Below are 19,844 nucleotides of genomic sequence, written 5' to 3'. Positions count from 1 at the left end.
ACTTTTCGTGAACTTTTTGAATCACCCCGTTCAAATTTTAGTAATGATAAAGAAAACTATTCTAGCTACTGATTGGCCCCTTATCTTACTATGATATAATATTTTAAATAATTAAATTAATTTGGAATTTTATTTGGAGGATATATTCATGAACACAAAGATTTCGTCTACGGTGCAGCGTGCAATCAAAATCATCAATTATTTGAATGAAACAACCGGTCCACAAGGAATTAAAAATATTAGCGAAAACCTTAATATTTCTCCCCCTATCACTCATCGTCTGCTTACTACTTTGAAAATGGACGGTTTGGTATTCCAGGATGTAGATTCTAAAAAATATTCACTTGGTACGGTGTTTATCGATTATGCAAATAAAATTATAACCGATGTACCTTTTGTCTCGATAATCGATCCACAACTAATTAAATTAAGAGACGAAACACAGGAAACTGTAGGGTTTTATATGTTAACAAACATGGTTAGGATGTGTGTAATTGAACATGTAAGTAATCAGGAAATAAGCAGAAGAGCAGGTGTTGGCAATAGGATTCCGCTACAACTTGGCTCAAGCGGACGGGTAATATTGGCATTTCTTAGCGAAGGGTTACAGGCACAAGTATTAAACCTCCTTCCAGAGGAAGAAAGAAAAATGTTACAACAACAATTAGAAATTATAGTAAATACCCGTTACTCCATTAATGAGGAGGAAATCACGAAAAATGTAGCTGCATTATCAGCACCAGTATTCGGTGCTAAAGGAAAAGTCATTGGAGCTATCTCCATTTCCGGGCCTGTCTTTCGCTGGAATAAGGAATCGATGGAACAACATATCCCTTTATTGTTAAAAACTGCTGAAAGTATTTCAAAATCCTTTTATTAAATTATTTCAAAATATCACAACAAAAAAATCTCTTCAGAAACCTATCTGAAGAGATTTTAAGTTTATTTGATAAATGAAGTCGTTAATCTCTGCCCATCTATTCTACTAACATTATACCGTCGGCAATCGGGCGTTCACCTGCTGCATCAGAGGGTCTTGTGACTCGGTCATCCCCAACTGTCATGGTCGTCGATCCGCCGCCGTCAAGATTGATGGCATCGACGGCCCCTAATGACTTCATCACTTTCGCACTTTCTTCAAAATTAGCTCCCACGCTCCATCCGGGTGCGCGTCCATCAATGGTGACGAATAATAGATTGCCATTCTCTTTGATTCCTGCAAGCGTTCTAGGATTGCGACGTTCCCCAAAACGATAATAAAACCCTGGATCTTCTTCCCAGTGAAAGCCTTCCTCTACGGCATTAATGGAAATTTCTCCGTTTTCCAATAATCGAGGACCTCCATTAATCATACTTGTGGTTTGGTCTAATATCAATTGCTTTCCATCACCGATGATTTTACTTTTCACTTGAATCTTCATTCCTTGTCGGGCATTGTCACGAAGCCACTCTGCCGCCTCCCCCGTTCCCGCAAGAACAGAACCACCGCTTGGAATGTCTCCCCCACGCTTGTTACGAATTTCCGCCACTACCCCGGCATGATTTACTACCACTTCCATACCTTCGCCCGATTCTGTCTTATCTCCAAATACGGACGTATATTGGATAAGTTCACTTTCATCCTTACAAGTAAAATCATGTTTTGCCCGTTCTGTGGTCGTATCTCCTCCAACACCGCCACAATTGCGGATTAATCCTGGCTTTCGATTTAATCCATCCACTTCCCTGACCGCACCATCAGATGAAGTAGCCTGAATTGACGTGGACACAGATGCAATGTTTGCCTTCTCTTCAACAGAAGATAAAATCAGAGCTGAACGTCCATTTATAGCTTCACTGACAAGTTGACCTTTGCTGGCGAATATACCGGCAAGATCTCCTGGTGTTCCATCCTTCTCTCCTACAACAAAGTATCCGGCATTAACTCCTGCAATGGCATCATTTCTACCAGCGATTTGGGTCAATGTTTCTTTTCCTGCCACTACATCATTTGCTAACTCAGGCATCACATGCCCATGAAATCGATCCTGATCCACTTCAAGGACGTTCACTACCCATGGTCCTGTTGTTTTCTCTCCGTCTTCACCCGTATACACAGTCCGCAGTCCCGAATATCCCTTATCCGATAACTTGTTTCTCATTTCGGCTGCATCCGCTTCCAGCTGATATTGACCGATGCGAACAATGTACCCAAGCGGTCCCTTTTTCCGGTCATCCACGGCCCGATCCGGTTCTTTTATGATACGAGCATTTTTGAAACCGTCTCTCTTTAAATTTTCCAACAATTTCTTTGCCTGCTTTTGTGTTGCTACAAATGCCACATCCACTGTGTAAAAGTCTTTAGAAGATGTTTCACCACGATTGATTTTGGTATACTTCACTCCTGGTGCTAGATTCATGGAAGTTCTTTTCTCCTGCAAATTTGGCGTTCCAAGCGGAAGCAAATGATTTTTCATTTGTAACTGTGAAACATTCAATTCTGCTTGAACTGGAGTTTCAGGAATTGCATTTAGAAACATCACAGATGCCAGACTAATAAAGACTATAGGCAAAATTGGCTTTTTCCGTATTTTTTTCATTTTTTTCCTCCAATAAAGTTATGTCCTCCTTTAACTATATTGTCTAAATGTGATGGGAAATTAAAAAAACTATTATTTTTCAGTCAATTTTAAGTGAACAAAAATGTGGATAAATACTCGATAAATATTACAATTCATTTAGTGAATGGACAATTTTTGAAATTTTCTATTTGTACACAGTTAATCAACCTTTGCTTTAACAAAGCCTTAATCTTGCTTTACTGCCTAATCAGTGAATATTATAAGATATATCGTGTGGGATTATCACCTAGGAGGTGAAATTTATGGAGACAGTAAAAAAGAACTTGTTGTTAATACCAACCATTTTGTCGGTTATCAATGCTATCTGCCTTGCTTCATTCCTCAATGGACTTAGTGTTATAAACCACCCAATTTCGAGCATTTTAACTGATCTTGGCTTGTTATGCCCATTGATCGCAACTTTATCATTCTTCTATTTAGTAATTAAAGTCAAAAATCATTCCGCATTAAAGTACTTTCATTTCGTAAATGCGGTTACATTTCTTGTCCCCATATGTATTCTTACGTTTCTTATACTTCGATTCTTAAACGATTGAGATATTTACTTTTAAAATAACTGCTATTATAAAATATTTTTTCATTCATCCAAAAAAAGCCCTCATTTTTAAGGGCTTTTTTGCTAACCTGATTGCTTTTAAGCATTATAGTTCTATTCAAATTCAAATATCATCCAAATAGTTTTGCAAAGGTATTTTCACCGGCGATGCCGTCTGCAGATAATCCATTGGCCCTTTGAAATGCCTTCACAGCTATTTCCGTTCCGCTTCCAAAGATACCATCCATGCCATGTGGATTATGTCCTTCCAAATAAAGTGCAGCTTGAAGGATATAGGTGATATTCCCTTCCGCCCCTTCCCTAACATTAGGTGAAGCCGCTTTTGTTTGGGGTCCCCATATTCCATCAACATTAATCTTTGCACCATATTGTTTATTCAATTCGGTTTGAAAACCCTTGATCAGCGCTTTTTTAGTATTGGGACCATAATATCCATCAACATCTATTTTCGCATTATATCTGCTATTTAATGTCCTTTGAATGGACTTGATAGTTTGGTTGCCGCTGTCCTTTGCTGGTGTATCTTTTACAATGACTTCGGATTCGACTTGTGTAGCTGGTGGGGTTGTTCCTTTAACTTTTGATATCAGTACAGGCTTTGCTCCCGCTTTTAACTGAGAATAAGTCAGTCCGGCCGTCATATCCAAGTGCGGATAGTCTTTAAAGCTTGACCAATCTCCTCCCCATGCAAAGCCCAAGGATTTACCAATAGCCGCTACCCGTTTCCATTTTGCATCAACCGTCCATATTGCATTCTTTCCATCATCACTGACTATGAAATAATCAATGGCTAGTCCATAGTTATGGTAAGATTGACCTGGCATCGCGTTGGTCACTCTCGGTTTTGATAGATTACTATAGTTTTTACCATCGTAGATATATCCTAGGCGACCTTGACCATATAGCTTTGCTTGCTCTTCCATAGACCGATAACCTGCGCTGATTTGCACGAAAATGCCTTCTTGATATGCCCGTTTAACCATTTCCAATGCTGATTCTTTTACGACTGGATGAATTCCGCTGCCCATATTCTTTTCTGAACGATCCAATAAAGTTTCTAATTTAACCGTCAATTCAATCACCTCCTAATATGTTATGGTGCTAATTAGGAAATGCTTGTACACCTACCTTGACGTTACAAAAAAAACGCCCTTTTATGAGGACCTAGTATAGGTTCATCGTTCTTAAATAAAAAAAGCACAACCCTAAATGGGGCTGTGCTTTTCAACTATTATAAAGGCATATTTTGATCTTCTTTTTCTTTACCAATTACCCTTATCAACTCATCCAGCTTTTCATTTCTTTCTTGATCTAATCTTGTCTTTGCATTGATGAATTTAATTATCTTAATTATGAAATAAACACTTAATACAATAAGTCCCAAATAAAATAAAATCGGTATGATTGCAAAAAGCCCTATTAAACTGCTGGCTTGGTCCATAAATAATCCCTCCCAAATGTAAAATATAGTATTATTATACAGGAAAAACAAAGAAGGCGTTCGATATTGATTTATTATTTAAATAATTATTTTGCGCAAAAAACTGAAGCTAGCCGCATTTTAATGATCTCCAATTAGTAATCAGAAAATTTCTTAAAGATAGGGTGAATCCATATTGAAAGATTTGAATCAGAAAAAGGGAGAAGTTTAAATTACCCATTATAAAAACCCCCATCTTATCTATTCAAATATAGACATAAATTAGGGTAATGTATTTTTTGTCGCGTTTCTATCATGATTATAAAATAGATAAATTGAATTAAAGAACTTCACATAATCAGTCAATACTTCTCAAAACCCCACTTATCTCCGCTCTCTACAAAATGTTTTCTAAAAAGAATTTACACTCTAGAACAGTGGATTGAATCACATCACGGGCCATATATTTCGATCTAATTAAAAAACCCCTCATGGATCCCCTATACATAATCCCTTTTAAAAAAATTAGCCTTTCCAAAGGCTAATTATCAAGGAACGTTGTCGGCCTTTTCCGTATATAAGAAGTTCGTGCATACGTTAGTCTAAGAGTTTCCAAAAGTCTTGAAACTCCACGAAGTGTATCAATCTCCCCCCTTCAAGTTCATTTTAAAGCGAGTGCCTTTGTAAATCATAGTTTGATGATTATTCATTTTTATTAATAGATCTTAAATGATGGTTTGAGGAGAAAATGTGATTCCTCGTACTCACTGACCAGCAAATCTAAGACTATGAAAACCGATCATTACTTACCATGGTAAAAGGTTGACAGAACTTTTAAGGTAAATAGATACTGTGACAATTTTCAGTTCAAGTAAATCATGGTGAAGTTAAACATAAGTTCCACCGATTTGGTACTAAAGTGTAATTCTTTAATTCGAATAAGGTTAGTGTTAACATATAGTAAGTATATCTTCTAATGAAGGAGCTAATCATGAATCCGAATATTTTATTGCGTAATAATGTAAAGCTTAAAGGAAGTGGTACACGACCAATGATATTTGCCCCAGGTTTTGGTTGTGATCAAAATGTCTGGCAATCAGTTGCAAAAGACTTCGAAGATGAATACCAAATTATCCTATTTGACTATGTTGGGTCAGGTAATTCAGATATACAGGCATATAACGTGGAAAGATACAGTACTCTTGAAGGGTATGCACAAGATGTACTTGATGTTTGTTCCGCATTAGACCTAAAAGATGCTATATTTGTTGGACACTCTGTCGGATGTGTGATCGGCATGCTGGCATCAATTAAACATCCAGAATATTTTTCTAAACTTGTTCTGGTTGGTCCTTCTCCTTGCTACTTGAATCTCCCTAATGATTATTACGGAGGATTCGAAAAAGAACAACTTTTAGGATTGATTGATATGATGGACAAAAATTATATAGGCTGGGCAACCGCCTTTGCTGGAACGGTAATGAATAATCCAGATCGACCAGAGCTTAAACGGGAGCTAGAGAATCGTTTTTGTTCTACTGATCCCATTATCGCTCGACAATTTGCGGAGGTTACCTTTTTTGCAGACAACCGTAAAGACTTACCAAAAGTAAAAGTACCATCACTCATTTTGCAATGTTCAGAAGATGTTATTGCTCCGTCAGCAGTAGGAGAATATATTCATAAGCATCTTCCTGATAGTACATTGAAAGTGATGAAAGCAACAGGACACTGTCCACATATGAGTCATCCTGAAGAGACGATATTCTTAATTAGACAGTTTTTGGATGAATTTCCGACAAACGATTTATAGATAGAGATGGGTGTGAATTTTTGTGAATGAACAACTGAATGAGGCACCCTGCGGATATTTAACTTTATCAGAAGAAGATGATATTTTATCCGTTAATCAAACCTTACTTAAATTATTGGGGTATAATCTCGATGAATTGAAGGGACAGCATATTAATTTTATCCTTTCGGCTTCTGCTATACTCTTTCATCAGCTTTATCTTGTTCCTCTGATTAAGTTAGAAAATCACATTGAGGAAATATATATATCCTTAAAGTCTGAAGACGAAGAAGAAATACCTGTGTTACTAAACGCTGTTCAAAGAGAGCGAGATGGAAGAACCATTATTGAGTGTGTGGTGATTCCAATGCGAAAAAGAAACGAATTAGAAAATGAGCTTCTTATAGCGAAAAAAGAGGCAGTGACAGCTCTAAATGCTAGGAATAAGGCTTATTCTGATTTAGAGACTGCTCATGAAACGATGAAAATTCAAAAGGATAAACTTATTGAATTAAACGAAAAAAACGAAAAATACAAAGTAGATACAGAAAGAGAAATGGATCTTGCTAAAAAAATCCAAGAGACACTATTAACTGTTCCTATTAGTAATGAACATCTTGAAATTCAAGCGTATTATAAAGGTTCCAATCAATTATCAGGTGATCTATATGGATTTTACCAAATTGACGCCCAACGGTATGGGCTTATCCTACTTGATGTGATGGGGCACGGGCTTTCTTCAGCTCTCATAACCATGTCACTTCATTCCATATTTCAGAGATTAATTTTAAAAGGTTCTGAAGTGAAAACTGTGATGAAGGAATTAGATGATCACCTTCATTCTTTATTCAAAAACACAAGTGAAACTTGGCATTACTGCACAGCCGTCTACCTTTTAATCGATACTGATAAGAGAGAAATTAATTATATTAATGCAGGCCATCCTTCCGTTCTTTTACAGGATATAAACGGAAAACAATATCAGTTGCGTTCTAATCGGCCTCCACTCGGGATGTTTGAAGAAATTATTTTTAAAACAAATACCCTTACATACAATAAGGACAGTAAGCTCTGCCTTTATACAGATGGAGTTGAAGAACCTCTAGGTTCAGACCGTTTATGCTCATTGTTAAAGACCTATTCGGCTGCCCCTTTATTTACACTTAAAGAGGAAATTATACAATCGCTTAGAAATGAAGAGGACACTGACCAACGTAAAGATGACCAAAGTCTTATTTTGGTTAAACTAAAATAAGACTTTGGGGTTGCGCTATCCGTTACATCAACTAATACAGATTGTTGTTCAATTTCTTGGGAATTCCTGTAGTAGATACTAATTTAGTTGGTTCGAAAACCGAGAGTCTTAATGGCCAGTTTAGTAATTGGCATAAAATAAAACAAATGAGGAGCTATCTATTTTGGGTAGCTTCTATTTTTTATGCAAAATAATTATTAAAGATTGCGTAATATAAATAATTGACAGCGTCCGATCCAAAAATAATCCAGCTACCAGCACACTTTCAATCGATTTAACCATCTTTTCATTAATTTTGCTCCATTTGCCTTCCAATAATTTCCATCATATAATGAAGCTATTAAAGAGGAAGGGGGCATGGCAAATGAACGAAGGTAGAGATCCATTCGTTTCCTCACTCGCTTCACATTTAAACATGCGGCTCACTCGTTTGGCAGAAGAAAGGGTAATCCCACTGGAAAGATTATTGGATAAATCCGTCGAATTGTTACTTGAATATATGGAAGACAATGAATTGATCAATGACCATGTTAAATTAAACAATGTTGAAGCGATTAATAAAAATAATGAAATCATTCAGCAAAGCAGGCAGATTCTTAAGAAAGACTAGCTTAAAAACACTCAGCCATCACGGTTGAGTGTTTTTAAGCTTTTATATTTCAGAGCATTACCACCATCAACTTCATATCCAAATAAAAAAGGCAGCCACTAGGACTGCCCCTGTTGAACAATTGTTTTACAGTTGTTTCATTCTTTTAGTGATTAATAAAAACGATGCTTGTTTTTTTTGCATTTTTTACATTCACAACGTTTTCCAGGAAACCATACTGTACTCGGGTCATTGTTCTCAAAACATTTTTCTTCATAACAACAATTTATCTGCATACTAACACCCTCCTTACTATTGTATATGCATGGACTGATGGAAGGTGTGGACAAGTTGCTTAAAGATTAGAAGTGAATGAGAATTAATTAATTCATTTTCCATGATTCTGGACAATTTCCAATGTATGTGGAAGCAAACTGAAATTTCCCCAATTTTTATGACCAGGAATAACGATTTTCGCATCTTTATACACATACATTAAATTCTTCATCGTATTTGGCCAAGCTTCCATGTTAGCTTCATCAATGATCCCCGAATTCTTTTGTTCCAGTGCAAAGATCATATCACCAAATAATTAAGTTATACTTTGGAAGCCATATCGTCATGTTATCAGAAGTATGGGCTTCCCCGGGGAAGTATATTTCGATTTTCATATTCCCAACTTTTAAAGTTGATGCCATTGAATCCAGTGAAGGATCGGGCATAGGATAGTTGAACTCTTCTGCCAATCTTGCAGTTTCAGGAGTGCTTACCGTTTTTAGTTTTGATCCAATAATGCCTGTATCCCGCCAATTCTATCGTATTTGTGGTGAGTTACTATTGCCCACTTGACAGGTTTTTTGAATTCCTTTTTTATCATATCCAATATTTGCTTTGCCAGTATATCGTCCCAAGCTGCATCAACTAAGACGATTCCTTTTGAAGTATTAAGTACCAGACCATTCGCACAAATCTTATTACCTTGGATTTCCGTATATGTTGTATGTACCCAAACATCCTTTTTTATTTGAGTTATAACTACTGATCCATCCTCACTGGTTATTACCGTTCGTTTTGATTTAGTTTCATGAGCTGAAACCGGTATCGAAATGTTTAGTAATGAAAAACAAAACTTGCTAACACGATTAAAAACCCTTTTTTAACGTTTTCATTTAATTCTTTCTATACTATATTTATAGAATTATATACACCTCCAAATTTTAGTTCAAATATATATGACTTCTCAACGATTAGACCATAATATAGTTATGTAAACAAATACCGATCAAAATTTAACGGAATACGTCAACATCAAGTATTTAACGACGCAGGCAGAAAATGATGACTGCGAACACCGCAATTTTTTAGTACACAGAGTTTAGCAACCTGGCGAAATTTATTGACAATGATTATCATTACTATTAATATATTGATGTAGTCATTGAAAATGAATATCATTATTAATTAGACATTTTTTGATATGTTTTTAACCTACTCTATAATTCATAAGGAGAAAAATCAGAATGAAAAAGCTATTCATCCCCTTCCTACTCTTGTTCGTACTCATTCTTAGTGCTTGCGGTAACAAAGAGACTGCGAACGAAAATAATGCATCCAAGGCTAAAAAAGAAACAGTTACATATCAATCAGAAACTGGCCCTATTGAGATTCCTAAAAACCCAAAAAGAATAATTGCTCTCTCTAATGGACCTAATGTATTGGCTTTAGAAGGAAATGTCGTTGGGATAGACCAATGGACTAATATGAATCCACTTTTTAAAGAAAGACTAAAGGGAGTGGAAGTCGTATCAGAAGATAACCTCGAGAAAATCATAGAACTGGAACCGGACCTAATCATAGCGGGATCCGAGATGAAAAATATCGGAAAGCTAAATGAAATTGCTCCAACTGTAGTATTCACTTGGGGGAAATTAGATTATTTATCACAGCAAATAGAAATCGGTAAACTCTTAAACAAAGAAAAGGAAGCAAAAGAATGGGTTAATGATTTCGAAACACGTGCAGAATCCGCAGGAAAAGCGATACGTGCAAAAATTGGTGAAGATGCAACCGTTTCTGTGATTGAAAATGATGCAAAGGAGTTTTATGTATTTGGAAATAACTATGCACGCGGAACAGAAATATTGTATCAAGCAATGGATTTGAAAATGCCTGAAAAAGTAAAAGAAAAGGCACTTAAATCCGGCATTTATGTCCTCTCATCGGAAGTGCTTCCTGAGTATACTGGAGATTATATTATCTTTAGCAAAAACCCAGATGTTGTTAATTCATTTGTAGAGACCGAGACATGGAAAAATATACCTGCAGTTAAAAACGATCGTATATTTGAAATAAATAGTAAAGCATCCACCTACAGTGATCCAATCACTTTAGAGCATCTTCTGGAATTTTTCGAAAAATCATTTCTTAACAAATAATATGCAAAGAAGGAATTCTTTAAATGAGAATTCCTTCTTTAATGTGTTTTATACTTGAATTTCATCTCAGAAAAACAAACAGCACCTGATGCCTAAAAGGCAGCTGTTGGACCAAATTCCTTTCAAGCCACTTTGTATAATCAAAATGTACATTTAACTTTCCTGAATCATTTACTAATAATGTCACCGAATACTAAGGTTCTTGGTCGTTATCAATAAAAACTTTTGGAGTTCAAAATTTGTTTGATATAATTTTATGTAGTTCTTAATTGTAAGCTATCTTATCTACATAATATAATTTTGAAATATAATGTAAAAACGTGTTACTCCTTACCTTTGGGGCCTAAAAAAGAAGAAAGCTCCTCCTTCCCCCCTTAACTTCACCATTAATACAACAATTATCCCATTCATTTGGAATCATATCGTTAATCTGTTGTGCAATCAAAATCTCGCCTAACCTCGTACTTCTTTTTCAATTCTATCATTGCACAAAATACTTCATGATGGTTCAACCATCATGAAGTAAGTATTTTCAAACACCTCATCATTACCTTCTATCCACTTCACATATATTTTCCAGTCAAATTTGTTAACAATATTAATCTCTTTTACTTAACTCTTCACTTACTTCATTAAACCAAGTTTTGAAAATATTACTTGGAAGAAGGGTATCATCATTAGTGTAAACTAAATCATAGTTATACTTTGCTTGCAATTTGTTATTTTTTATACTGTAACGTAACTTTATTTCAGTTGGCATCTCATGATTAAATTCGTTACATCTTTTATGAATCTCTTCTAAAATTTCAGTACCTATACGTTGTAATGCAAATTGTCGTTCTTTTGATACATCATAAATATAGTCATGATTCTTCACATCTATTTCGTTCAATTTTTGCTTCAAAACAATAGTCCCTTGCACGTTATAAAACACATTAAAATAATATGCATCAGGTTCATAAGAACCATAAATATAAATTTCATCTGCTTTCTTATCAACAAATTCCAAACAAATCGCAACCAAATCTGTTTGAAGCTCTGAAAAATAATCTTCAAATTCTTTTCCCAAAATGAACACCTCTAATTCTTTATTTTAATAAAGTTTGGTTCCCCATCTATCTCGTACATAATATCAAAACTGCTCGGTCTCTTATTAATCCCATCATAATTAACTTTAACATTGAGGAACAAATTCCCCTTTTTTTAGCCGTAGGCCATTGAAATTCCCATAATAAAAACCTTGAAAGACTTGTTTACCTCCCAAGGTTTCTATGATAATAAGTTCTATTTTAATTTTACAGCTTCTTTTATTCGTTCTATGACTTTATTTAGCCACTGTATAGGAGTTAATCCAATTGCGGGAAAATAAATTTCTGCATTAGCTTTTATATAGTTTTCCTTTTCTTTTTTTGTTATATCACTATTTAAAAATTCGTCACAATACTTTATTGTAAAAAGCAAACATTCATTATTAGCTTCGTTTATAAACTCAACTAATGCTTGTTCAGGCGAACTAATATCCTGGTGAAATGTTCCACATAAAAAATCTTCTAACTCTTCTAAGTAATCATACCTTTCTTTCATTAGATTCCTCGCTTCCTTATTTTTTATGGATATCCTGTTAGAATAAAATTATCGTTGTATCTTTTTTAAGTACAATTTTTGCGTTTGTAACATTCTCTACAAAGTCGGAGTTCCTTGATACACTTCTACTAATTATTTCTTCAACATCCTTAATTTTTATTGGTAATGTAGGTATTTGGGCCAGAAATCCATTTTGTATTTTCTCCATATGCGAGGGCTTGGTCCTCCTGCGAGGGATTTTACATATTTTTCAATTGTCTTGTAGCCCTATTACAATCCATTCATCTACAATATCCCAGAAATCCACATTATACTCAGGCTTATCATTAGTAAACCATAATGTCGCTAAGACATCTATACAGTTTTTTAAATCTATAGCAACATATCCTCCCATGCCATTTTCAAAAAAACCATATGTTGTTGCCATATTAATTCCTAATGGTTCATCTAATTCTTCAAGTATTCCCCATTCGTAATCCTCAAAATGAGTAATGTGGTCTACTGGTACAAGCCCCATAGCTCTACTTGGCAGATAATAAAACCCATTATGTAACTTTTCATAAAATCCCTTAATAGATACTGGTACATTTGACCAATTTTGTTGCATTTCTGAAATATTAATAGAATTGGTCGGTATACCACCTTCATAATAGAGAATTTCGTCATTTTCACTCATTACGCTATATAGTACTGCATATTGTCCATTATCTACAATTAGTTCAATTTCTAATAAATTCTCTTTCAAGTATGATATAGTATTACTCAATTCTTTTTCACACACATTATTCCATAAAGCTATTAGTTTATCTTTCTTTCTAGTTTTATCTGTTTCTTTAAATATCTCTATCCATTTTTCAGGCATATTTTCCTTTTCAATATTGAGTAAGTCTTTGTTAGATACAAACTCGATACTTTTCCTGTATTGTTTTAAAAAAGATAATTTATCCAGCCGAAATCACTCCTTTTTATTTTTCCTATTAAATTCATCTATCATCTTTTGTATCTCAATTTCTAGTTCTTTTTCTTTTAATATCATTTTTTCCCTAAATTCAGGATTTACCGGAATATTTTCTTTTTTGTAGATGTACCAACCTGCAAATGATTTTGAACCTTTAGATGTATTAGCTGCTTCACTAAGACCTATAAAATTCTCTGCAAAATTGGCAATTTCCTTCTGTTGATTGTAAGTTAATGTCTCAAAACCTTCTATACGAGCTATTTTCTAGAGAAACAATATGGTCTGCATGCCGTTTTTTATCATTATTTTTCCAGGTAGAGCAAAATCCTCAATCCAATAATATCATCAATATTATTGTAAACTTCTCTTTGTATTTTAGAAGACGGCGATGCTCTTCTAAATTTAGCATTTGTCTCATTGGGAAAATTGTCTGCTTTTCGATCATAACTTGGCTAAAGTTGGTCCTCCTGCGAGGGATACTTGTTCCACACTTATACGTTTAGGAATTTCTTTTTTGCCTAGTTCTTCACCTATATTTTTTAACGTAGTTTTTCCTTGTTATTGTAGCTTGGGCCTTCTAAACCGCGCTTTTGCGCAAATTCCTTATGTAAGGGAGGACTTTGTCCCACTTGCTATTTTTTTCTAAGCCACCGTGCCTCCATTATTCTTTCTTAAGGTATTCTTCTAAAATACTCTTTTCATTTTCAGATTCAGGTAAAAGACCTAAACGAGTATATTCCCAAATAATCCTTCTTTCGTGATCTTCTCATTGGATAAATCCTCATAATCATAATTAACCCATCCGCTAACAATTTACATAACCTACTTTTGTTTCTTTATTTGTGCGTGTAAAACAAGAACTTAAAGGAAAAAAGCTGAACAGCCATTTGTATAACTACTTATTCAATGCTAGATAAAATTTGTTTTCTTATATTTGCATCAATTTTATTATTTGAATAATTATCTTGTAAAATATCAATTAATCGATAGATCATTCCATCCTTTCCATGGTTAATTTCTAAGAAATTATTTATGAAATGATGAAATAGATCCTCATCCACTGATTCTATTGGACCAGGTAAATATTTTTCCCCTTGCTCAATATAAGCTTTCCAATCAGTAAATGCAATCGCATCAATAATGCAGTTCCAAGCCTTCATCTTTAATTCCTTCTCCTCAAATTGCATCAGTATGAATAGACCTGTTTCATCTGCATTGTCAAAAAATTGATAGATAGTATCTCCAGAAATGTTTTTGTTTTCAACCCAATCCCAGCATAAGTCAATTGCTTCGACTGCAGCTTTATACCCAGAAGATTTCGCAAGCATGCCTATAACTTTCTCAGACAAAGTTAAAAGAAATGCTACCTGTAAATCAGAGTTCATTTCAATGATTTTTTCTATCACAAACTTTTCCTCCTTATTCAATCAAAACTCCATTTATTTAAAATAAAGGATAATTCCCCTGCAGATTTAACCCCTTCAACGTCTCAGAAGATAACTTTATCGTTAACTCAGGGTACCTTTTACTTCTTTTACTTAGTTATTTCCACTTTCTCAGGTTCACCTAATTCGATTTGGTTAAAAAACCTTCTTCCTAAAGGGAGAAGGTTTCTTTTATACTCTTAGGACAGTGTTAGACTATCCCTTTTTATATAATTATAGTTTTCAATATTATCGATTAATGAGTAGTTTTCCAATAAGTATTTTTTAAAATTATTTAGACTTTCAATCTCAAAATAACCCGATTCAATCGCATTTTCACCTAATATTCTTAACGTTTCGTCATCAATCACTTCAACCACTTGAGGAACAAAGTCTCTTTTTTCCTTTTTATATGCTTGATAAGTTGTATAAGAAACAGCATCTAAAACTGAATACCATGCATATTGTTTTTGTACATCCTTTTCTTTATTTGCAAACTCAGCTACATCTACATAATCTTCGCTATCTATGTAGTTACACAAATCATCCGCATCGATTTTTTCACCTTCAAGCCATTTCCAACAGGAATCTAGAGCTTCTTTACCAATTTTATATCCGGGTTCATCCATACTAATTATATTAAACATATTTTCAGCTATTACCAATCCTACTGCAACCTTAGCCACTGCGTTGAGGTTATTGATAAAATTCATAACTATCATTCCCTACTTATTTTCTTATTTTAACCACATTTTCTGGGAACCCATTCAAAGGACAATGTATCTCTTGGATATGGTAAACTAGGATTTATTTCAGTCGATACCTTAATTTTTAAATTAGGATACATATCAGTCATTTGCTTAAATATTCCTCTTGCATCCATCAGCCTGTTCTGGCGCTGTTCCTCAGTTAGCTGGTTGCCGAACATCTTTCCCAATGATCACTTCGCCAAAGCCGTTGTCCGTGATGAGTCCCTATACATTTGGCTTAATTGTGAACATGTATTTAAAGTTTTTTTTATGTACAATATTTTTTTGTCAAACATTATTAATAACTACTTAGTGTTATCTATCTTAGAACGAAACTATTTATTCGGCACTAGGTAGCCACCCAAAAAAACCTGAAAGATATTTAGCCATTCAAGGGATTAAAAAAGCATTTCAAGGTTTCATTTTATATAGTGTTTTAATTTAGGTATTCAGATTCCCATTTATCTTGTTTTTCTACAGGGCTAAGTTCTGAAATATCATCATATCCATAATTCATTTGCATTTTTCCTGTGTTATCTAAAATGAAAGTTAGGTTAGTCCATAGTTCCTGTTCTTGCTCCTTAAGTTCTTCACGCATTTTCGAAAAACAATTATACAAATCATTATCAAGCCCCTCAAACTCTTCCTCATCAACATTAAATAAATCAGTTATATCCAGACTATATACTGGTTCCCCTCCAATTTCATGGTAATAGTAGAAAAAAACCTTTTTATAACCTTCTCTAAACTCAGCGTATAAAAAGATTTGTTTCCAATCCTCTGGAATCATATTAACTAATGTATTCGCAATTTGTTGATATGTCTGCTCCATTATTTTGGTTTCCATCTCATTTACCTCTTAAAATAATTAGTTAATCTATATGAATATTTTTTACCATCTATTGCATAGTTGATTTTAAACTCACCTAGTCTAGCTGGTTGCGCCTCTTTATGGGTTTTACTTTAATAATTACTTCTTTACCAAAGACTTCTTCCATGGACTTTCGGCTTCGGACAGCTTGCGACCCGTTACTAGATCGACTCCGGTATTTGTTTGCTTTACTTTACTTTTCATGTCAGGTTAAACAACCACTTGCTACACTCCCATCCCGATTTTTAAATCTATATATGGATTACTTTAACCTTAAAACTATTAAAGCAAAAAAGGATTGAAAGGCAAAAGCCAGTTAAGATCTAAAATAGGATTTTTTATCTTATTAGTAGGTAAGCCACCCTCATAATACATACAACCACCTTGAGCGTCATTAATACTATACAAAATGGCATATTTATCTTTAGTTCACTTGCCTTATGTGTTACTGAAATATGATAACCATTCATATAGCTAGCATCGGCACTGAAGAGTGCTCTAAATCCGTTATCTTTCCTCTTTGCACAAATGAATGTACTGACTAAAATCAGGAAATACGTCCCAGTTTCTTTCAAGGGTATCGCTAACCTCGCGTTCCTCGACTGAACCGGTTTTAAAGTCTCTCTTTTCCATTGCTATATAGCCATCTTCTCGGAAGCCCAAAATCAAGCTACTTACTTCCTTATCAGTTTCATCATCATATTCCCAATACATTGCTGTTCTTAAAAAAATCTTACCATCACTCATAACTTCAAAGTCATAATTTAGATACTTACGAGTGAAATCATCATAAAAACTTACCGAAACCCATTCATTTGTTATATTTACAATATATTTAGGTTTTTCATTTTCAGTTAATACCGCCGTATATGGTTCATGTTTTTGATGGTATGTGTATGCAGTACGTTCATCAAGAATGTTCCAAGGCTTTTTTTTGATATCTGACCACTCGTCACAATAATAAACTTTCATAATCATTATCATTTATACACCTTCCCATTAATATCCTTAATAATAATTCTGTTTTTTGTTGCTTCATCAAGAATTGTTTGAGGAATTGGTTTATTTTGAACTGGTAATGGAAGCAAAAGAAGTAGGCGGCAAAAAGTACGTAGTCGACTCATATGGACCCAATAAGGAAATAGTATCGAGAAAATTCACTCAACTTAGTGAAGTGCAAAAAACGATAGCTAAGAGTTACTTATATGAAATTACAAAAAAATATCCTTCAGGCTCTAAAATATCAATTGGTCCTTTTAATCCAAACGCTCTCAAGGAGGGCGACTTAAAGATGAATTAATATTAGAAGTACTCTACCTCATTATAAGGATAACGAGGACGATTTCCTTATTAAAATTATTACCTGCTTCCCATCGCTCTTTAAGCCAATCTGGTACAGTTTTCTTTTTAGATGTAAATTCACCCGTCCCCTTAGGAACACTCTCCTTTGAAACACCCTCTATTGTGCTATCCTTCACCGTGAATTTCTGATAGGCTTCCTTATTTGTCTGCTTTTCCATCACAACTTGGGGTAGGCTTGGTCCTCCTGCGAGGGAATCTTGTTCCACACTTATACGTTTGGGATTTCTTTCTTACCTATTTCATTACCTATATTTTTTAACGTGGTTTTTCCTGATCTCTCTGTCTGTTATTGTAGCTTGAACCTTCTGAACCTGCTTTTGCGCAAATTCCCGTATAATTAGCATTTTGTCTTCTGATAGATATATTATTGGATTAATTTTCTATTTCACCTTACCCTAAAACCATTGTTAAAGATAGTTTTCTTCTTTCCTCTACTCTCGTAATACACTGTTCACAGTCATTACATTCTATTTACAGGACAATAAGAATTTAACACTTAGTGTATTATAAAAATTCTAGTTCTCTTTTTTTTTAACGCTAAAAAGCACTCGTTGCCTTTAGTAGACAATCAAGCGCATTAAGTTCATTTTCTAAATAAATCATTAAGTTTCATGTTTTAATGTTGACAGTATGACATCTATGAGGGGTCCTATCTATTAAAATGTTATCCCGCCCTATTCTCGTTCTTATTGCCTAATATTAAAATTACATTGACACTCCTTGAAGGTACAACCTTGATGAGTCATGTATTCAAATTAGAGCGTATCTTCGAGTGTAAACAATTTAAAGGTTATTATTTTTTATCTCATCAAACCACTCATTAAAAATATGAGTGGCCGTTTTAATCTCATCATGCGTATAAACTAAATCATACTTGTATTCAGCTTTGAAGTTTCCACTCTTGACATCATATATTAATTTCATCTCAGTGGGCATATCTTTTTCATATTCTTTGCATAATGCTTTAATTTTTCCGATATCTTCATTTAAGATATCTAATACCATAAAATTTCGTTCTGCAGATACATCATATCTTTCTTCCCCATTTTCCAATGCATCATTCAATTTATGAGACTTTAAATACTTATTGTTAATCAAATAAAAGAAACTGCTCGAAATAATTCCTTCTTCACATGAAGCATGAACATATACTTTATCAGCTCTATCTTCAACATATTCCATACATATGGATATCATATCTGCTTGCAATTCACTAAACTTATCTTCAAATTCTTTCATACTATTTTTTCACTCCTTAGATTAATTTTCAAGAACTCTAGAGCTCCTTTTACCATCAATAGTATAAATTACTTTAAATTTTTCAGGACGCATATCGTTCCCAGAGTAGATTATATCAACAACTGTTACTTTTTTGGAAGGTGTTTCTTTTAAAGCTGCAGCCCGTTCTTCTTCAATTTTCTTATATTGCTTCAAATTAACATCAGATAATTGCGAAACCAAATTGTCAATTTTATGTGATCCTCCAAATCTATCACCTGCCAAATGCCCTGCATGGTCTTGACCTTTTACTTTACCAGGTGTGTTTTTGCTGTGTGACAATCTATCTGTTCTCGTTGTTAATTGTAAATTTTCTGTTTCAAATTTTACAATCCTACCTACATTATCTGTTTCATAAAAGTAATCATACTCTCCTGTTTTATACCTAATATCAGGCTTTAACCTATTTTTTCTTCCGTTTGTAAACTGTTGTCTGTTGTCCGCTAATGTTTTAACTTCACTTACTTCAGCACTTTTACCCGTACCCTTAGGAATACTCTCCCCTGGAGAAGCCTCTACTTTGCTATCCTTCACCGTAAATTTCTGATAGGCTTCCTTAATTGTCTGCTTTTCCATCATAACATGGGGAAGGCTTGGTCCTCCTGCGAGGGATACTTGTTCCACACTTATACTTTTAGGAATTTCTTTTTTACTTAGTTCTTCACCTATATTTTTTAACGTGGTTTTTCCTGATCTCGCTATGTCTGTTATTGTAGCTTGAACCTTTTTGAACCTGCTTTTGGGCAAATTCCTTGCTGTAAGGAATGAACTTTGTACCACTCGCTACTTTTTTCTAAGCAACCTAGCCATGAAGTGAATCTATATGATGTTAAGTCCTCACTGCCTATTATTTGAGGAACCGATATGGCTTAAGATGATACATATTCATATCAACAATAAAAAGACCTTAACTTTTGCGTTAAGGTCATACAAAAGAACAAGCTTTTCTT

19 protein-coding genes are annotated in these 19,844 nt (G+C 34.3%); 5 read left to right on the top strand and 14 right to left on the bottom strand.

Annotation, left to right across the window (positions count from 1 at the left end; genetic code table 11):
- Nucleotides 1-148 precede the first annotated feature (148 nt).
- Nucleotides 149-880: an IclR family transcriptional regulator gene (locus tag OSJ91_RS13175; protein WP_350302577.1), complete on the top strand. Its 732-nt coding sequence runs from the start codon at nucleotides 149-151 to the stop codon at nucleotides 878-880.
- Between the two features lie 97 nt (nucleotides 881-977).
- On the opposite strand, the gene OSJ91_RS13170 is transcribed toward OSJ91_RS13175, so the two are convergent.
- From OSJ91_RS13170 to OSJ91_RS13160, 3 genes are all read right to left on the bottom strand, one after another.
- Nucleotides 978-2,579, bottom strand: coding sequence for a phosphodiester glycosidase family protein (locus OSJ91_RS13170; protein WP_485891766.1), 1,602 nt, complete (start codon nucleotides 2,577-2,579; stop codon nucleotides 978-980).
- 708 nt (nucleotides 2,580-3,287) lie between these two features.
- Nucleotides 3,288-4,250 carry a peptidoglycan-binding protein gene (locus OSJ91_RS13165; protein WP_350302575.1) on the bottom strand — a complete coding sequence of 321 codons (963 nt, stop codon included), beginning with the start codon at nucleotides 4,248-4,250 and terminating at the stop codon, nucleotides 3,288-3,290.
- A gap of 158 nt (nucleotides 4,251-4,408) precedes the next feature.
- Nucleotides 4,409-4,618 carry a hypothetical protein gene (locus OSJ91_RS13160; RefSeq protein WP_350302574.1) on the bottom strand — a complete coding sequence of 70 codons (210 nt, stop codon included), beginning with the start codon at nucleotides 4,616-4,618 and terminating at the stop codon, nucleotides 4,409-4,411.
- A gap of 970 nt (nucleotides 4,619-5,588) precedes the next feature.
- Between OSJ91_RS13160 and OSJ91_RS13155 the strand changes: the two genes are divergently transcribed.
- The 3 genes from OSJ91_RS13155 to OSJ91_RS13145 all read left to right on the top strand — a co-directional run bounded on the left by OSJ91_RS13155 (nucleotide 5,589) and on the right by OSJ91_RS13145 (nucleotide 8,254).
- On the top strand, nucleotides 5,589-6,410 hold the full coding sequence (locus tag OSJ91_RS13155; protein WP_350302573.1) for an alpha/beta fold hydrolase: 822 nt from the start codon (nucleotides 5,589-5,591) through the stop codon (nucleotides 6,408-6,410).
- Between the two features lie 22 nt (nucleotides 6,411-6,432).
- Nucleotides 6,433-7,644, top strand: coding sequence for a SpoIIE family protein phosphatase (locus OSJ91_RS13150; protein ID WP_485891765.1), 1,212 nt, complete (start codon nucleotides 6,433-6,435; stop codon nucleotides 7,642-7,644).
- A gap of 364 nt (nucleotides 7,645-8,008) precedes the next feature.
- The gene (locus OSJ91_RS13145) at nucleotides 8,009-8,254 is read left to right on the top strand and encodes a hypothetical protein (protein WP_350302571.1); all 246 of its coding nucleotides are present in this window, start codon (nucleotides 8,009-8,011) and stop codon (nucleotides 8,252-8,254) included.
- A gap of 367 nt (nucleotides 8,255-8,621) precedes the next feature.
- Here OSJ91_RS13145 and OSJ91_RS13140 read toward each other — a convergent pair whose 3' ends face one another.
- Entirely contained in the window at nucleotides 8,622-8,813 is a 192-nt protein-coding gene (locus tag OSJ91_RS13140) for a hypothetical protein (protein ID WP_485891764.1), read from the bottom strand.
- A gap of 195 nt (nucleotides 8,814-9,008) precedes the next feature.
- Nucleotides 9,009-9,188, bottom strand: coding sequence for an MBL fold metallo-hydrolase (locus OSJ91_RS13135; RefSeq protein ID WP_350302865.1), 180 nt, complete (start codon nucleotides 9,186-9,188; stop codon nucleotides 9,009-9,011).
- A gap of 565 nt (nucleotides 9,189-9,753) precedes the next feature.
- Here OSJ91_RS13135 and OSJ91_RS13130 point away from each other — a divergent pair.
- Nucleotides 9,754-10,668: an iron-hydroxamate ABC transporter substrate-binding protein gene (locus tag OSJ91_RS13130; protein ID WP_350302569.1), complete on the top strand. Its 915-nt coding sequence runs from the start codon at nucleotides 9,754-9,756 to the stop codon at nucleotides 10,666-10,668.
- Between the two features lie 598 nt (nucleotides 10,669-11,266).
- Here the strand turns inward: OSJ91_RS13130 and OSJ91_RS13125 are convergent.
- The 9 genes from OSJ91_RS13125 to OSJ91_RS13085 all read right to left on the bottom strand — a co-directional run bounded on the left by OSJ91_RS13125 (nucleotide 11,267) and on the right by OSJ91_RS13085 (nucleotide 19,674).
- Nucleotides 11,267-11,746 (bottom strand): DUF600 domain-containing protein, encoded by a 480-nt coding sequence (locus OSJ91_RS13125; protein WP_350302568.1) that lies wholly within the window; start codon nucleotides 11,744-11,746, stop codon nucleotides 11,267-11,269.
- 206 nt (nucleotides 11,747-11,952) lie between these two features.
- Nucleotides 11,953-12,252, bottom strand: coding sequence for a contact-dependent growth inhibition system immunity protein (locus OSJ91_RS13120; RefSeq protein WP_350302567.1), 300 nt, complete (start codon nucleotides 12,250-12,252; stop codon nucleotides 11,953-11,955).
- Between the two features lie 250 nt (nucleotides 12,253-12,502).
- Complete coding sequence (locus OSJ91_RS13115; protein WP_485891763.1) at nucleotides 12,503-13,114, bottom strand: SMI1/KNR4 family protein; 612 nt, start codon at nucleotides 13,112-13,114, stop codon at nucleotides 12,503-12,505.
- Between the two features lie 995 nt (nucleotides 13,115-14,109).
- The gene (locus OSJ91_RS13110; RefSeq protein WP_485891762.1) at nucleotides 14,110-14,616 is read right to left on the bottom strand and encodes an Imm6 family immunity protein; all 507 of its coding nucleotides are present in this window, start codon (nucleotides 14,614-14,616) and stop codon (nucleotides 14,110-14,112) included.
- A 218-nt stretch (nucleotides 14,617-14,834) separates the two neighbouring features.
- Nucleotides 14,835-15,347 (bottom strand): Imm6 family immunity protein, encoded by a 513-nt coding sequence (locus tag OSJ91_RS13105; protein ID WP_485891761.1) that lies wholly within the window; start codon nucleotides 15,345-15,347, stop codon nucleotides 14,835-14,837.
- Between the two features lie 472 nt (nucleotides 15,348-15,819).
- Nucleotides 15,820-16,230 (bottom strand): immunity protein YezG family protein, encoded by a 411-nt coding sequence (locus OSJ91_RS13100; protein ID WP_485891760.1) that lies wholly within the window; start codon nucleotides 16,228-16,230, stop codon nucleotides 15,820-15,822.
- Between the two features lie 531 nt (nucleotides 16,231-16,761).
- Nucleotides 16,762-17,226 carry a hypothetical protein gene (locus tag OSJ91_RS13095; RefSeq protein ID WP_350302864.1) on the bottom strand — a complete coding sequence of 155 codons (465 nt, stop codon included), beginning with the start codon at nucleotides 17,224-17,226 and terminating at the stop codon, nucleotides 16,762-16,764.
- 1,173 nt (nucleotides 17,227-18,399) lie between these two features.
- Nucleotides 18,400-18,855, bottom strand: a complete 456-nt coding sequence (locus tag OSJ91_RS13090; protein WP_350302562.1) for an immunity protein YezG family protein — start codon at nucleotides 18,853-18,855, stop codon at nucleotides 18,400-18,402.
- A 21-nt stretch (nucleotides 18,856-18,876) separates the two neighbouring features.
- Nucleotides 18,877-19,674 (bottom strand): DNA/RNA non-specific endonuclease, encoded by a 798-nt coding sequence (locus OSJ91_RS13085; protein WP_485891759.1) that lies wholly within the window; start codon nucleotides 19,672-19,674, stop codon nucleotides 18,877-18,879.
- Nucleotides 19,675-19,844: the final 170 nt, after the last annotated feature.

Source organism: Bacillus sp. T-10(2022), from assembly GCF_056502895.1.
This window is presented reverse-complemented; position numbering and strand designations above follow the sequence as displayed.

Coding starts and splice junctions, on each gene's coding strand:
- OSJ91_RS13175 (WP_350302577.1), top strand. CDS start 149: ATGAACACAAAGATTTCGTCTACGGTGCAGCGTGCAATCAAAATCATC.
- OSJ91_RS13170 (WP_485891766.1), bottom strand. CDS start 2,579: ATGAAAAAAATACGGAAAAAGCCAATTTTGCCTATAGTCTTTATTAGT.
- OSJ91_RS13160 (WP_350302574.1), bottom strand. CDS start 4,618: ATGGACCAAGCCAGCAGTTTAATAGGGCTTTTTGCAATCATACCGATT.
- OSJ91_RS13155 (WP_350302573.1), top strand. CDS start 5,589: ATGAATCCGAATATTTTATTGCGTAATAATGTAAAGCTTAAAGGAAGT.
- OSJ91_RS13145 (WP_350302571.1), top strand. CDS start 8,009: ATGAACGAAGGTAGAGATCCATTCGTTTCCTCACTCGCTTCACATTTA.
- OSJ91_RS13140 (WP_485891764.1), bottom strand. CDS start 8,813: ATGATCTTTGCACTGGAACAAAAGAATTCGGGGATCATTGATGAAGCT.
- OSJ91_RS13130 (WP_350302569.1), top strand. CDS start 9,754: ATGAAAAAGCTATTCATCCCCTTCCTACTCTTGTTCGTACTCATTCTT.
- OSJ91_RS13120 (WP_350302567.1), bottom strand. CDS start 12,252: ATGAAAGAAAGGTATGATTACTTAGAAGAGTTAGAAGATTTTTTATGT.
- OSJ91_RS13115 (WP_485891763.1), bottom strand. CDS start 13,114: ATGCCTGAAAAATGGATAGAGATATTTAAAGAAACAGATAAAACTAGA.
- OSJ91_RS13105 (WP_485891761.1), bottom strand. CDS start 15,347: ATGAATTTTATCAATAACCTCAACGCAGTGGCTAAGGTTGCAGTAGGA.
- OSJ91_RS13100 (WP_485891760.1), bottom strand. CDS start 16,230: ATGGAAACCAAAATAATGGAGCAGACATATCAACAAATTGCGAATACA.
- OSJ91_RS13095 (WP_350302864.1), bottom strand. CDS start 17,226: ATGAAAGTTTATTATTGTGACGAGTGGTCAGATATCAAAAAAAAGCCT.
- OSJ91_RS13090 (WP_350302562.1), bottom strand. CDS start 18,855: ATGAAAGAATTTGAAGATAAGTTTAGTGAATTGCAAGCAGATATGATA.